Source organism: Streptomyces sp. NPDC015171 (genome assembly GCF_043079545.1).
GTDB lineage: Bacteria > Actinomycetota > Actinomycetes > Streptomycetales > Streptomycetaceae > Streptomyces.
The window spans coordinates 703,960-718,117 of the sequence record NZ_JBIBUO010000001.1; the positions used below are offsets into that span (position 1 = coordinate 703,960).

Below are 14,158 nucleotides of genomic sequence, written 5' to 3' on the forward strand. Positions count from 1 at the left end.
CACATCCGTTCATCCCACGGCCCGTTTCGCACACGCATGCGGCTGCGTACGGTCCGCGATCCTTCACGATACGTGCCGGAGGCAACCCGCATTGAGAGGATGACGGATTCTCACGCGTCAAACCGGTGCGGGTCGCCTACGACTTGGGTTCGAAGGACTTGGTCAACGTCTTCCAGGTGTCCTTGCGCAGCGCGCCGTCCCAGTCGGCGCTCTTCGCGGTGTACATCAGCGCGTACCCGAGGTGGCCGTTCACCACGAAACCGCGGTCGATCGTGCGGTACCCGGTGCCGCCCTCGCTGTAGGTGAACTCCCAGTCGGCGGTGTTCCAGTTGCGGTAGTCCACTGCTTCTATACGGATCTTCCGGTACTGGGAGCGGACCATGTAGCGCGACTGGTTCTTCCAGTCCGCCACCGGGTCGCCCTTGGGGGTGTCGGTCCAGGCGACGAGCAGCTTCTGTCCGTCCGGCCCGGTGTAGCGGTCGCCCGCGCTCCCGTTGGACTGGTACTTCCAGCCCTTGGGCAGCCCGATCGAGTAGCCCTGGCCGCCCTTGCGGGTGGTCGCCACCGGCGCGCTCCCGCCGCCCTTGGCACCGTCGGAGCCGTCCGCGCCGTCGGAGTCGTCCGAGCTGTCCGAGTCCGGCTTGCCGGACTCGGCGGCGGACCGGCTCGCGTCGTCGTCCGCCGACGAACCGGCCCCGGCGGACGCCGGGCTCGCGCCGTCGGTCCGCTTCCCGCTGTCCTTGCCGGCTGCCGCGCCCTTGTCCTGCTTGGCGGAGGCGTCGGCGCTGGCCGCGGCCTTGGCCCCGCTGTTCTTGCCGTCCTCGCCGCCGCCGCTCAGGGCGAAGGCCAGCACGGTGCCGATCACCGCGAGGACGACCACCACGGCGATGACGATCAGCGTGCGCTTGGGCACCACATCGGTGAGCGGCGCCCTCGGCACCGGCCGCGGCGGCAGGTCCAGGTCCGGCGGCGGCACCACGGGCCAGCCGGAACTCGTCTTTTTCGCGCTGGAGTTCGGCACAGCGGCGGAACCGGACGCCTGGCTCCCCGGCCGCGCGGCGGAACCCGCGCCGGACGCGCCCGCGGAACCGGGCCGTGCCCCGCCGGAGGCCGCGCCCCCGGCCGCCGGCTTGCCGCCCGCACCCGGCGCGGCCGGCTCGCCGCCGCTCTTCGGCCGCGCCGCCGCGGCCGACGCCGCCCCGGCCGCCTTGCGCACCGACCGCAGCGCCCCGCGCAGCTTCTCCCCGGGCTCCTCGCCCCGCTTGCCCTCCGGTCCGCCGGGCTGCACCGGCAGCGGAACGACCCGCGTGGCGTCCATCGGCTCCGGCTCGGGCGCGTGGATCACGGCGTTGAGCATGGCCCGCGCCCCGGCGTCGTCGAGCCGCTTGGCCGGGTCCTTGGACAGCAGGCCGTAGATGACGTCCCTCAGCGGTCCCGCGTGCTTGGGCTCCTCCAGGGGCTCGGTCATCACGGCGGTGAGCGTGGCGATCGCGGACCCCTTGTCGTACGGCGGGGAGCCCTCGACCGCCGCGTAGAGCAGGCCGCCGAGCGACCAGAGGTCTGCCGCGGGTCCCGGCTTGTGGCCGCGGGCCCGCTCCGGGGAGATGTAGGAGGGGGCGCCTACGAGCATGCCGGTGGAGGTGATGGAGGGGTCGCCCTCGACCTGCGCGATGCCGAAGTCGGTGAGCACGACCCGGCCGTCCTCGGCGATGAGCACGTTGGACGGCTTCACGTCCCGGTGCAGGATGCCCTGACGGTGCGCGGAGCGCAGCACGTCGAGGACGGCGAGCCCGACCTCGGCGGCGCGCTTCGGCTCCAGCAGGCCGTCCTCGCGGATGACCTCGGCGAGGGACTTGCCCTCGACCAACTCCATGACGATCCAGGGCCGGTCGTCCTCGTCGACCACGTCGAAGACCGTCACCGCGCTGTTGTTGCGGATCCGGGCGATCGCCTTGGCCTCACGCAGGGTGCGCGTGATCAGGCGCCGCTTCTCCTCCTCGTCGATGTTCGACGGGAACCGCAGCTCCTTGACGGCCACCGTCCGGCCCAGGGTCTCGTCCTCGGCACGCCAGACCGTGCCCATACCGCCTCGGCCCAGCACGTCTCCCAGCCGGTACCGCCCGGCGAGGAGACGCCGCCCGCCATTGCCCTGACGAGTCTCTTGACGAGATGTACCCGCCCGCTCCGCCTCCGACATGCGTCCCCTCATACAACCCGCCCTGACAGAGCCTCCATTGTCTCTCACCCGACAAGTGGCTGGCGCCCAGGGTGCCACTGGCCCGAACCCGCTCCCCTCTTCCTCGACGCCCCCTTGAAGCGTGCGTTCCGCTTACCGGGATGATGGCCGTAAGAGGGGAGGAACCGGGATGCCGACCCTTCGGACAGTCCTGTCCATACCGGCATCACCGGCGCTGCTCCTCGCCCCGACCGCTTACCGGAACACCGCCGGTGACGCCGCCCAGGACACCTCCCTCGCCGTGGCCCGGACGCGGTCACAGCCACCGCCACGGACTCGGCCACGGACGCGGACTCGGCCCCGCTCACCCACACCAGCGGTCTGGCCGGCTTCACCGAAGCCGCCCGGGCCACCGTGCCGCTGACCCCGATTCAGACAATACGCGTCGCTCTCGCCCTCCCTCCCGCCCGCGCGGGCCGCTATGCCTGCTCCAGCACCGACTACGTGCCGCTCGGTCCGGTCGTCCGCCGGTTCGAGTGATGCCTGGGGAGGCGGCAGTTCGCTTGCCCCCGGCCGGTTCGGCAGACGAGCGGGACGGCCGGGTGCCGGGTGCCCGGATGCCCGGGTGGCCGGATGCCCGGATGCCCGGGTGGCCGGGTGGCCGGATGCCCGGATGCCCGGGTGGCCGGCAGCTCCTATCGAGGCACGATGTCCGGTGCCCCCAGTCGCGCCGCGTCCGCCGTCTGGTCGTCAGGCTGGAGCTGGGACTCGCGTTCGGCCTCCACCCGCTTCTCGTAGTGCTCGACCTCGCGCTCGATCTGGCCCTTGTCCCAGCCGAGGACCGACGCCATCAGTTCGGCCACCTCGCGGGCACTGCGGGTGCCCCGGTCGAAGGTCTCGATGGAGATGCGGGTGCGGCGCGTGAGGACGTCGTCCAGGTGCCGGGCGCCCTCGTGCGAGGCGGCGTACACCACCTCGGCGCGCAGATAGTCGTCGGCGGCGTGCAGCGGCTCGCCGAGCGCGGGATCGGCGGCGATGAGGTCGAGGATCTCCTCGGCCATGGAGCCGTACCGATTCAGCAGGTGTTCCACGCGGACCACGTGGAGTCCGGTGCGGGCGGCGATCCGCGCTCGGGCGTTCCACAGCGCCTGGTAGCCCTCCGCGCCGAGCAGCGGGGTCTCCTCCGTCACGCAGTCGGCGACGCGCATGTCGAGCCCGTGCACCGCCTCGTCGACGGCGTCCTTGGCCATCACCCGGTAGGTGGTGTACTTGCCGCCCGCCACGACCACCAGCCCCGGCACCGGGTGGGCGACCGTGTGCTCGCGGGAGAGCTTGCTGGTGGCGTCGGACTCGCCGGCCAGCAGCGGACGCAGCCCCGCGTACACCCCCTGGACGTCGTCGCGGGTGAGCGGCACGGCCAGTACCGAGTTGACGTGTTCCAGCAGATAGTCGATGTCGGCGCTGGACGCGGCCGGGTGCGCCTTGTCGAGGTCCCATTCGGTGTCGGTGGTGCCGATGATCCAGTGCCGGCCCCAGGGGATCACGAACAGGACGGACTTCTCGGTGCGCAGGATCAGGCCGGTGGTGGAGTGGATGCGGTCCTTGGGCACGACCAGGTGGATGCCCTTGGAGGCGCGGACGTGGAACTGTCCGCGCTCGCCCACCATGGCCTGCGTGTCATCGGTCCACACGCCGGTGGCGTTGACGACCTGCTTGGCGCGGATCTCGTACTCCCCGCCGGCCTCGACGTCCTGGACCCGGGCACCGACGACCCGCTCGCCCTCGCGCAGGAACCCGATCACCCGCGCGCGGTTGGCGACCTTGGCGCCGTAGGACGCCGCCGTGCGCACCAGGGTGGTCACGAAGCGGGCGTCGTCCATCTGGGCGTCGTAGTACTGCAGGGCGCCGACCAGGGCGTCCTTCTTCAGGCAGGGAGCGACGCGCAGGGCCTGGTGGCGGGTCAGGTGGCGGTGCAGGCGCAGGCCGCGGCCATGGCCGCGGGCCATGGACATCGCGTCGTAGAGCGCGACACCCGAGCCCGCGTACAGCCGCTCCCAGCCCTTGTGCTTGAGCGGATAGAGGAAGGGCACCGGCTTGACCAGGTGCGGGGCGAGGCGCTCCAGCAGCAGGCCGCGCTCCTTGAGGGCCTCGCGGACCAGCGCGAAGTCGAGCATCTCCAGATAGCGCAGACCGCCGTGGATCAGTTTGCTGGAGCGGCTGGAGGTGCCGGACGCCCAGTCACGGGCCTCCACGAGACCGGTGGACAGGCCTCGGGTGACGGCGTCCAGCGCGGTGCCGGCCCCGACCACCCCGGCGCCGACCACCAGCACGTCCAGTTCACGCTCCGCCATCGCCGCCAGTGCCTCGGCGCGCTGCGCCGGCCCCAGAGTCGCTGTTCTCACCGCTGCCTCCCGCTGTCGCAGACTCGCTCGCGTCGGCCGCACCCGGTGGGCGAAGCCCGGTTCATCCCCTTCTCATGCCCAAATTCTGACGGCGTTGCCCGACTTCAGCCACCACGCGCTCCCACCCTGTGGACAACTCGCTCACAACCCTCGGAAGACACACAAACACAATCACACATAACGGTCATATGTGTACCTAGTCTGGCAGTGCACTCGCGCATCCTGCCCACAGCGGTTGCGTGACTGTCCCGCTTCGGCTATTGGGAAGGACGGCCCACGCCATGCCCGCAGACCTCGCTGTCATCGGACTCGGCCCCTACGGACTGCCACTCGCCCAGGCCGCGGTCGCCGCCGGCATCCCCACCGTCGGTTATGCCACAGGCCCCGAGGCGGGCTCGCTCAGCCCCGCCGAGTTGCGCCGGATGCACGCCGCCGGCTTCCGTCCCGCCACCGATCCGGCCCAGCTCGGCCGGGTGCGCACCGCGGTGATCTGCGCGCCCACCCCGCGCACCGCCGACGGCGGGCTCGACCTCGGCCAGGTCGAGGCGGCCGCCCGCACCCTGGGCGAGCGGCTCCGTCCGCACACCACGGTCATCCTGGAGTCGCCGGTGCTGCCCGGAACGACGGAGGAGTTCCTGCGCCCGCTGCTGGAGAAGGGCTCGGGGCTGCGCGCCGGACGCGACTTCCACCTCGCCTACTCCCCCAGCCGGGTGGACCCCGGCAGCCGCGACCACACGCCCGCCAGCACCCCGAAGGTCATCGGCGGCCTCACCCCGGCCTGCACCGAGTCGGCCGCCGCGTTCTACGGCCGGCTGACCGACAAGGTGGTCCGCGCGCGCGGACTGCGCGAGGCGGAGACCGTGCAGCTGCTGGAGACCAACTTCCGGCACGTGAACATCGCGCTCGTCAACGAGATGGCCGTCCTCTGCCACGAGCTGGGTGTGGACCTGTGGGACGTCATCCGGTGCGCCGAGACCAAGCCCTTCGGATTCCACGCGTTCCGGCCGGGGCCGGGCGTCGGCGGGCACGGAGCCGCGCAGGACCTGACCGGGCACGCGACCCGCACCCTGCGCATGGCCGAACTGGCCCAGCAGGTCAACAGCCGGATGCCCCGGTACGTCGTCCAGCGCGCCGCCACCCTCCTCAACGAACACGGCAAGTCCGCGCGCGGGGCCCGCATCCTGCTCCTCGGCGTCACCTACAAGCCCGATCTCGCCGACCTGCAGGGCACGCCCGCCCAGGAGATCACCGTCCGGCTGATGGAGATGGGCGCCTCGGTCAGCTACCACGACCCGTACGTGCCGTCCTGGAACGTCCTGGACCGCCCGGTCCCGCGCGCCGACTCGCTGTACGAGGCCGCGGCCGACGCCGACCTGACGATCCTGCTCCAGCAGCACCGGACGTACGACCTGCAAGGACTGTCGGTGAAGGCACAGCTGCTGCTGGACACGCGGGGGGCCACGCCCACGGGGGCGGCGCACCGGTTGTGAGCAAGGGGCGCACGAGCGGGCCGAGCGCCGGGGCTGGTGGCATACGGTCTGCCGCGCGGGCAGGGGCCCGGAACCACATCCTCGGAAGGGCGCCTCGGAAGACCGGGGCGCCGACCCGGGCGCTGTCGCCCGCGGCCCTGCTCACCAGCCCGGATGCGCCCCGAAGGCAACCGTGCGCCCCCGCACCACTCCTCGCGCCCCAGCTCCGCCGGGCATGCGCAGGGGGCCGGTCACCTCACCAGGTGACCGGCCCCCTTCGCGTCGTACGGACTACCGCTTGTGCTGCGAGTCCGCCACCGTGACCTCGACCCGCTGGAACTCCTTCAGCTCGCTGTAGCCGGTGGTGGCCATGGCGCGGCGCAGGGCGCCGAAGAAGTTCATCGAGCCGTCCGGGGTGTGGGACGGGCCGGTGAGGATCTCCTCGATCGTGCCGACCGTGCCCAGGTCGACCTTCTTGCCGCGGGGCAGCTCCTCGTTGACCGCCTCCATGCCCCAGTGGTGGCCCTTGCCGGGCGCGTCCGTGGCACGGGCGAGCGGGGAGCCCATCATCACCGCGTCGGCACCGCAGGCGATCGCCTTGGGCAGGTCGCCGGACCAGCCGACGCCGCCGTCCGCGATCACGTGCACGTACCGGCCGCCGGACTCGTCCATGTAGTCACGGCGGGCCGCCGCCACGTCGGCGACCGCCGTGGCCATCGGGACCTGGATGCCGAGCACATTGCGCGTGGTGTGCGCGGCGCCGCCGCCGAAGCCGACCAGGACGCCGGCCGCACCGGTGCGCATCAGGTGCAGGGCGGCGGTGTACGTGGCGCAGCCGCCGACGATCACCGGGACGTCCAGCTCGTAGATGAACTGCTTCAGGTTCAGCGGCTCGTGCGAGGACGAGACGTGCTCGGCGGAGACCGTCGTACCGCGGATGACGAAGATGTCCACGCCCGCGTCGACGACCGCCTTGGAGAACTGGGCGGTGCGCTGCGGGGAGAGCGCGGCGGCGGTGACCACCCCGGCGTCGCGCACCTCCTTGATGCGGGCACCGATCAGCTCCTCCTTGACGGGAGCCGCGTAGATCTCCTGGAGGCGGCGGGTCGCCCGCTCGTCGGGCAGCTCGGCGATCTCGTCCAGCAGCGGCTGCGGGTCCTCGTGCCGCGTCCACAGGCCTTCGAGGTTCAGGACGCCGAGGCCGCCCAGCTCGCCGATGCGGATCGCGGTGGCCGGGGAGACCACCGAGTCCATGGGGGCGGCAAGGAACGGCAGCTCGAAGCGGTAGGCGTCGATCTGCCAGGCGATCGAGACCTCCTTCGGGTCCCGCGTACGGCGGCTGGGGACGACGGCGATGTCGTCGAAGGCGTACGCCCTGCGCCCGCGCTTGCCGCGCCCGATCTCGATCTCAGTCACGTCTTGGCCTTTCCCTGATGCGTTTCAGCGTCTTCCAGTATCGCCGACGGGTACGACAGCGGCCCCCGGCGGGGACGGCGAGGGCGGTCCCGGATGATTCCGGGACCGCCCTCGGACACGTCACGCGCGCGCGTGCGTCACGGCTTGCTGCCGTAGTTCGGCGCCTCGACCGTCATCTGGATGTCGTGCGGGTGGCTCTCCTTGAGGCCCGCCGAGGTGATCCGCACGAAGCGGCCCTTGGACTCCATCTCCTCGATGGTGGCGGCGCCCACGTAGCCCATGGTCTGGCGCAGGCCGCCGACCAGCTGGTGCAGCACGTTGGAGAGCGGGCCGCGGTAGGGCACCTGGCCCTCGACGCCCTCGGGGACGAGCTTGTCGTCGGAGGCCACCTCGGCCTGGAAGTAGCGGTCCTTCGAGTAGGACCTGCCCTGGCCGCGGGACTGCATGGCACCCAGCGAGCCCATGCCGCGGTACGACTTGAACTGCTTGCCGTTGATGAAGAGCAGCTCGCCCGGGGACTCCTCGCAGCCCGCGAGCAGGCTGCCCAGCATGACCGTGTCGGCACCGGCGGCGAGCGCCTTGCCGATGTCACCGGAGTACTGCAGGCCGCCGTCGCCGATCAGCGGGATGCCCGCGGGGCGGGCGGCGAGGGACGCCTCGTAGATCGCGGTGACCTGCGGGACACCGATACCGGCGACCACGCGGGTGGTGCAGATGGAACCCGGGCCGACGCCGACCTTGATGCCGTCGACACCGGCGTCGATGAGCGCCTGGGCGCCGTCGCGGGTGGCGACGTTGCCGCCGATCACGTCGACGTCCACGCTGGACTTGATCTTCGACATCCAGGCGAGGGCGTTGCTGTTGTGGCCGTGCGAGGTGTCGACGACCAGGAAGTCCACGCCGGCCTCGGCGAGCGCCTGGGCGCGCTCCAGCGCCTCGGGGCTGGCTCCGACGGCGGCACCGACGAGCAGGCGGCCCTCGGCGTCCTTGGCGGCATTGGGGTACTTCTCGGCCTTGACGAAGTCCTTGACGGTGATCAGGCCCTTGAGGACGCCCGCGTCGTCGACCAGCGGAAGCTTCTCGATCTTGTGCTTGCGCAGCAGCTCCATCGCCTCGACGCCGGAGATGCCCACCTTGCCGGTGACCAGCGGCATCGGCGTCATGACCTCGCGGACCTGGCGCGTGCGGTCGCTCTCGAAGGCCATGTCGCGGTTGGTGACGATGCCCAGCAGCTTGCCGGCCGGGTCCGTGACCGGGACACCGCTGATGCGGAACTTGGCGCAGAGCGCGTCCGCCTCGGCGAGCGTGGCCTCGGGGTGCACCGTGATCGGGTCCGTGACCATGCCGGACTCGGACCGCTTCACCAGGTCGACCTGGTTGACCTGGTCCTCGACGGAGAGGTTGCGGTGCAGCACGCCGACGCCGCCCAGCCGGGCCATCGCGATCGCCATGCGGGACTCGGTCACCTTGTCCATCGCCGCCGAGAGCAGCGGGATGTTGACCCGGACATTGCGGGAGATACGGGACGAGGTGTCGACCGCGTTGGGAAGCACCTCGGATGCACCCGGCAGCAGCAGCACGTCGTCGTAGGTCAGCCCGAGTGTCGCGAATTTTCCGGGCACTCCGTCGACGTTGGCAGTCATGACACCTTCCCCAAATGGCCTTGATCGGTGCGGATGTCCATGCTAACGGGAAGCACGGCTAGCAAATTCCACGGTGGGGTGGGACTTCAGGCTTCGTATATTCGTACGGAAGCGAATGCACGCCTGTTCAGCGGGCGGGGTACGGAGGCTCCGTTCAGGGGCGTTACTGCTCGGCGAGTGCGCGCAGCCGGCTCAGCGCCCGGTGCTGGGCCACCCGCACGGCGCCGGGTGACATTCCCAACATCTGCCCCGTCTCCTCCGCAGTCAAGCCCACGGCGATACGCAGCAGGAGCAGCTCGCGCTGGTTCTCGGGGAGGTTGGCCAGCAGCTTCTTGGCCCATTCGGCGTCGCTGCTGAGCAGGGCGCGCTCCTCGGGGCCGAGGGAGTCGTCGGGCCGCTCGGGCATCTCGTCGGAGGGCACGGCGGTCGACCCGGGGTGGCGCATCGCGGCGCGCTGGAGGTCGGCGACCTTGTGGGAGGCGATGGCGAAGACGAACGCCTCGAAGGGGCGGCCGGTGTCCCGGTAGCGGGGCAGGGCGAGCAGGACCGCCACGCAGACCTCCTGGGCGAGGTCCTCCACGAAGTGACGCGCGTCGCCGGGCAGCCGGGACAGCCGGGTGCGGCAGTAGCGCAGCGCGAGCGGGTGGACGTGCGCGAGCAGATCGTGCGTGGCCTGCTCGTCCCCGTCGACGGCCCGATGCACGAGTGCGCCGATCGCCCCGTGGGCCGTGCCCGCCTCGTCGTCGCGCATCGGTCCATGGTGCACTGCGGCCGTCCGGTCCGTCGCATTGTGCTCATCGTTGTGCACCGAAGCGTTATGAGCAGGTGCGCCGGCACTCATTCCCTGCGCCCTCCCCTTCCGCTCGACCGACTCGTCCCCGAGAGACTCCACACCTCAAGGATGCGGCATCCGCGCCGAAACGAGCAGCGCGCGTCCGGCGGGCCGCCTTGCACATGCTCCGCCGGGGCGGTCCGCGAGGTGGTACGCGCCTCATGCGCCGCGCCGGGCGGTGTGGTGCGCCGGGGTCGCCCGGCCGCCGGCCCGCACCACCGGGGCGCGCACGCGCCCTCCGGTGCGCACGGCGGATCCGTACCCCTGCGCCAGGCGGCTCCGGGGCGCGCGGCGAGGCCGTACGACCGGGGCGTTCGCCGGGGGGCGCACGGCATGCGCGCACCGCCTCGGCGGAGCACCGGACGGGTGTGCGGCATGCGCGCACCGCCGGGACAGGCGCCCCCGCGGGTGTGCGGCACGCGTCCTTTGCTCCGGCGGATCCCCGGGGAGATGTGCGGCATGGGCGGACCATCGGAACAGCCGCCCGGGCATGCGTGCGGCGGGCGCTCGCCACCCCGGCAGACACCCGTCGGCCGGTACCTCGGCCGGTACGGCAGTGCCGTACACCCCGTACGTCCCGCGCATCCCGTACACCCCGTGCGTCCGCGGCGATCACAGGCCCGCACGGGAACCGGAGGACCGCCTCGCCGACCGCAGCGCGTCGCGGCCGGCGCGGCACCCCGCGCCCGTATCAAGACACAGTCCGGTCGAGGCATGGCCCCGGTGTCACCGGGAAACCCGGCACGTCACCGCGCGCCCGGTCTCCCGCGCCCCTCGCGGCACCCGCTCCAGGTGCCGTCGACAAGCGCACGCGACCGGCGTCCGCACGGCACCCCGCGCACACCCCGGGCACCACCGATGACCACACGCGACCGAGGCCCGCACGGCATCCCGCACGCACCCCGGGCGCCCCCGGCGGCCGTGCCGTGCCGCCTTCCGGCAGGCCGCCGCCCGGTGGCGGCGCACCGGGCGGTCGCCGGTGCGCGAGCCTCGGGCGGGAGCGGAGCCGGGTCGCGCCGCCCGGTGCCGGGCGGCCCGCAGGGCCCGGCATCCGCTACCGGACCAGTCCCCAGCGGAAGCCGAGGGCCACCGCGTGCGCCCGGTCCGAGGCGCCGAGCTTCTTGAACAGGCGCCGCGCGTGCGTCTTCACGGTGTCCTCGGAGAGGAACAGCTCACGGCCGATCTCGGCGTTCGAGCGGCCGTGGCTCATGCCCTCCAGCACCTGGATCTCGCGCGCGGTGAGTGTGGGCGCCGCGCCCATCTCCGCCGAGCGCAGCCGCCGCGGGGCGAGCCGCCAGGTCGGGTCGGCGAGCGCCTGCGTCACCGTGGCGCGCAGCTCCGCGCGCGAGGCGTCCTTGTGCAGATAGCCGCGCGCGCCGGCGGCGACCGCGAGGGCCACGCCGTCGAGATCCTCGGCGACGGTGAGCATGATGATCCGCGCACCCGGGTCGGCGGACAGCAGCCGGCGCACGGTCTCGACGCCGCCCAGACCGGGCATGCGCACGTCCATCAGGATGAGGTCGGAGCGGTCGGCGCCCCAGCGGCGGAGTACTTCCTCGCCGTTGGCCGCCGTCGTCACGCGCTCGACGCCGGGCACGGTCGCCACCGCGCGGCGGAGCGCTTCTCGGGCAAGCGGGGAGTCGTCGCAGACGAGGACGGATGTCATGACCGCCCTCCGCAGCTGATGCGCGTCACCTTGAGCCTCCAGGCTGGTACGGAATCGTCACCTGTGCGGTCGACCGTCTCGGACGCCTGCCCGAGCGCTTGTGTTTTCAACCGCCTCCGCACTCTCAACGACGGTCACTCGAAAGAGTTACGGGGCCGCGTGCCGTCTTCGGCACTCTACGTGAGGGGGCCGACACGGTGCAGACATGCCCAACGGACCCTCAACTTTTCATCACAACCTATGCCCCATTTAGCCGCTTTTCTTCCCGTTTCGTAGTGTCCGGGGCTAGATTCGCAATGAGTCATATTTTCATCTCCTTAGACCGGAGATGTACGGTCGTTGGCACCGTATCCGCCCAGAACGGCGACAAGGGGTCACGTAATGGCAGATTTCTCCCGCCTTCCCGGACCGAACGCGGACCTGTGGGACTGGCAGCTGCTCGCTGCCTGCCGCGGGGTGGACAGCTCGCTCTTCTTCCACCCGGAGGGCGAGCGCGGGGCGGCTCGGAGCGCTCGCGAGAACTCGGCCAAGGAGGTCTGCATGAGGTGCCCGGTCCGCGCGGAGTGCGCGGCGCACGCGCTGGCGGTACGCGAGCCGTACGGCGTCTGGGGCGGCCTGACCGAGGACGAGCGCGAGGAGTTGATGGGACGGGCACGCAACCGTCTGGTGGCGGCCTCGACCACCGGCGGGCACACCGCCCCGAACCACTGAAGGAACGTTTCTGCAATCAGGGCTCACCGGTCCGCGCCCACGGCTGACCGGATGCGCCGTCGCACCCTCCTTGGGCACGCGCACGCGTGCCCAAGTCTCTGCCGCCGTGTCCGCGGCCGTCCCCCTAGGGGCGACCGGCCGCCCGGGCCAGTTGCTCCAGCGTCGCCGCGACGGCGGGCACCGGTGCCAGGTCGGGCAGGGTGAGGGCGACGATCTCCCGCCGCACCGCCGGTTCCAGGCGCACCGTGCGCGCGCCCCGCGGCCGTACCGATTCCACGGCCAGCTGAGGCAGTACGGCGACACCGAGGCCCGCGCCGACCAGGCCGACCACCGCCGGATAGTCGTCCGTGGCGAAGTCGATGCGCGGGGTGAAGCCGGCCCCTTCGCAGACCTCGACCAGTTGGCCGCGGCAGCGCGGGCAGCCCGCGATCCAGGGTTCCTGGGCCAGCTCGCCGATGGCGACGCTCTCCGCGCGCGCGAGGCGGTGCCGCTCCGGCACCAGGGCGACCAGACGGTCCGTCAGCAGGGGGCGCACGACGAGGTCTCCCCAGTCCTCGGCGACCGCCGCTCCCTCGTAGCGGAAGGCCAGGGCCAGGTCGCAGTCGCCCTCGCGCAGCAGCTCGACCGACCTCGGGGGCTCGGCCTCCTCCAGGGAGACGCGGGTGCCGGGGTGGGCGGCGCGCAGGGCGGCCAGGGCCGTCGGGACCAGGGTGGAGCTGCCGCTGGGGAAGGAGACGAGGCGGACCCGGCCCGCGCGCAGGCCGGCGATGGCGGCGACCTCCTCCTCGGCGGCGGTGAGCCCGGCGAGGATCCCGGAGGCGTGCCGGACGAGGGCCTCGCCGGCCTGGGTCAGGCGCATCTCGCGGCCGTTGCGGACCAGCAGCGGGGTGCCGACCGAGCCCTCCAGGGCCTTCATCTGCTGGCTGACGGCGGGCTGCGTGCAGCCCAGCTCGCGCCCCGCCGCCGAGAAGGAACCGGTGGTGGCGACGGCGCGCAGGACGCGGAGATGACGGGCCTCGATCACTCTCTGAGTATAAGTGCCGCTTGGGTATGCCGCGCGATATTCGCTCGCCGCTTTGAGGCGCGGCACGTACCGTGGGGCCATGAAGGTTCTCTCGGTCAATCTGGGCCGTCCGCAGGCCGTGCCGTACTCGGACCAGGCACAGGGCGTGACGGGCATCGACAAGCGGCCGGCCGCCGGGCCGGTGCGGGTGGCCGCCCCCGGCGCCAAGGGGGTGGCCGGCAGCGGTCTCGCCGGTGACGCCGTGTGCGACCTGCGCCATCACGGCGGGGACGACCAGGCGGTGTACGCGTACGCGCGGGAGGACCTGGACGGCTGGGAGCGCGAGCTGGGCCGCTCACTGGCCAACGGCTCCTTCGGGGAGAACCTCACGACGGACGGCCTCGAGGTGTCCGGCGCGCTGATCGGCGAGCGCTGGCGGATCGGTTCCGAGGTCGTTCTGGAGGTGACCTCGGGGCGGATTCCCTGCCGGACGTTCCAGGGCCATCTGGGCGAGCGCGGCTGGGTCAAGAGGTTCACACAGAAGGGCGCAACGGGTGCCTACCTCCGGGTGATCCGGCCGGGCGAGATCCTGGCGGGCGATCCGGTGGAGATCGTGCACCGGCCGGACCACGGGGTGACGGCGGCGATGCAGTTCCGCGCGGTCACCACCGAGCGGGAGCTGCTGCCCCGGCTGCTCGCGGCGGGCGCGGCGCTGCACCCGGAGGCACTGGCGCAGGCCCGGAAGTACACGGCGGCGCACGGGGGCTGAGCGGCCGTCAGGAGGCGGCCGGGACCAGGGGGCGCGGACAGCGGAAGCTGCCGGTCCGGGTCACTACCCTT

General features: G+C 72.3%; 10 protein-coding genes. 3 read left to right on the top strand and 7 right to left on the bottom strand.

Annotated features, from left to right (window positions below):
* Positions 1–136: 136 nt before the first annotated feature.
* Together ACF073_RS03140 and ACF073_RS03145 are read right to left on the bottom strand one after the other, a co-directional pair.
* Complete coding sequence (locus tag ACF073_RS03140; protein ID WP_392066364.1) at positions 137–2,197, bottom strand: serine/threonine-protein kinase; 2,061 nt, start codon at positions 2,195–2,197, stop codon at positions 137–139.
* A gap of 674 nt (positions 2,198–2,871) precedes the next feature.
* Positions 2,872–4,578, bottom strand: coding sequence for a glycerol-3-phosphate dehydrogenase/oxidase (locus ACF073_RS03145; RefSeq protein WP_392066366.1), 1,707 nt, complete (start codon positions 4,576–4,578; stop codon positions 2,872–2,874).
* A gap of 281 nt (positions 4,579–4,859) precedes the next feature.
* On the opposite strand from ACF073_RS03145, the gene ACF073_RS03150 reads away from it, so the two are divergent.
* The gene (locus ACF073_RS03150; protein WP_392066367.1) at positions 4,860–6,068 is read left to right on the top strand and encodes a nucleotide sugar dehydrogenase; all 1,209 of its coding nucleotides are present in this window, start codon (positions 4,860–4,862) and stop codon (positions 6,066–6,068) included.
* Between the two features lie 270 nt (positions 6,069–6,338).
* On the opposite strand, the gene ACF073_RS03155 is transcribed toward ACF073_RS03150, so the two are convergent.
* From ACF073_RS03155 to ACF073_RS03170, 4 genes are all read right to left on the bottom strand, one after another.
* On the bottom strand, positions 6,339–7,463 hold the full coding sequence (locus ACF073_RS03155) for a GuaB3 family IMP dehydrogenase-related protein (protein ID WP_392066369.1): 1,125 nt from the start codon (positions 7,461–7,463) through the stop codon (positions 6,339–6,341).
* Between the two features lie 137 nt (positions 7,464–7,600).
* Positions 7,601–9,106, bottom strand: coding sequence for an IMP dehydrogenase (guaB, locus tag ACF073_RS03160; RefSeq protein WP_392066371.1), 1,506 nt, complete (start codon positions 9,104–9,106; stop codon positions 7,601–7,603).
* 163 nt (positions 9,107–9,269) lie between these two features.
* Positions 9,270–9,857, bottom strand: coding sequence for a sigma-70 family RNA polymerase sigma factor (locus ACF073_RS03165; RefSeq protein ID WP_030641278.1), 588 nt, complete (start codon positions 9,855–9,857; stop codon positions 9,270–9,272).
* Positions 9,858–10,992: 1,135 nt separating this feature from the next.
* Positions 10,993–11,604, bottom strand: a complete 612-nt coding sequence (locus ACF073_RS03170; protein ID WP_003948568.1) for a response regulator transcription factor — start codon at positions 11,602–11,604, stop codon at positions 10,993–10,995.
* Between the two features lie 381 nt (positions 11,605–11,985).
* On the opposite strand from ACF073_RS03170, the gene ACF073_RS03175 reads away from it, so the two are divergent.
* Positions 11,986–12,315 (top strand): WhiB family transcriptional regulator, encoded by a 330-nt coding sequence (locus tag ACF073_RS03175; RefSeq protein ID WP_392066373.1) that lies wholly within the window; start codon positions 11,986–11,988, stop codon positions 12,313–12,315.
* Positions 12,316–12,439: 124 nt separating this feature from the next.
* Here the strand turns inward: ACF073_RS03175 and ACF073_RS03180 are convergent, their stop codons facing one another.
* Positions 12,440–13,339, bottom strand: coding sequence for a LysR family transcriptional regulator (locus ACF073_RS03180; protein WP_392066375.1), 900 nt, complete (start codon positions 13,337–13,339; stop codon positions 12,440–12,442).
* Between the two features lie 79 nt (positions 13,340–13,418).
* Between ACF073_RS03180 and ACF073_RS03185 the strand changes: the two genes are divergently transcribed.
* Positions 13,419–14,087: an MOSC domain-containing protein gene (locus ACF073_RS03185; RefSeq protein WP_392066377.1), complete on the top strand. Its 669-nt coding sequence runs from the start codon at positions 13,419–13,421 to the stop codon at positions 14,085–14,087.
* The last annotated feature ends 71 nt before the right edge of the window (positions 14,088–14,158 follow it).

What these genes read in the sequence shown, in the direction of transcription:
- ACF073_RS03140 (WP_392066364.1), bottom strand. Translation starts at nt 2,197, where the DNA reads ATGTCGGAGGCGGAGCGGGCGGGTACATCTCGTCAAGAGACTCGTCAG.
- ACF073_RS03150 (WP_392066367.1), top strand. Translation starts at nt 4,860, where the DNA reads ATGCCCGCAGACCTCGCTGTCATCGGACTCGGCCCCTACGGACTGCCA.
- guaB (WP_392066371.1), bottom strand. Translation starts at nt 9,106, where the DNA reads ATGACTGCCAACGTCGACGGAGTGCCCGGAAAATTCGCGACACTCGGG.
- ACF073_RS03165 (WP_030641278.1), bottom strand. Translation starts at nt 9,857, where the DNA reads ATGCGCGACGACGAGGCGGGCACGGCCCACGGGGCGATCGGCGCACTC.
- ACF073_RS03170 (WP_003948568.1), bottom strand. Translation starts at nt 11,604, where the DNA reads ATGACATCCGTCCTCGTCTGCGACGACTCCCCGCTTGCCCGAGAAGCG.
- ACF073_RS03175 (WP_392066373.1), top strand. Translation starts at nt 11,986, where the DNA reads ATGGCAGATTTCTCCCGCCTTCCCGGACCGAACGCGGACCTGTGGGAC.
- ACF073_RS03185 (WP_392066377.1), top strand. Translation starts at nt 13,419, where the DNA reads ATGAAGGTTCTCTCGGTCAATCTGGGCCGTCCGCAGGCCGTGCCGTAC.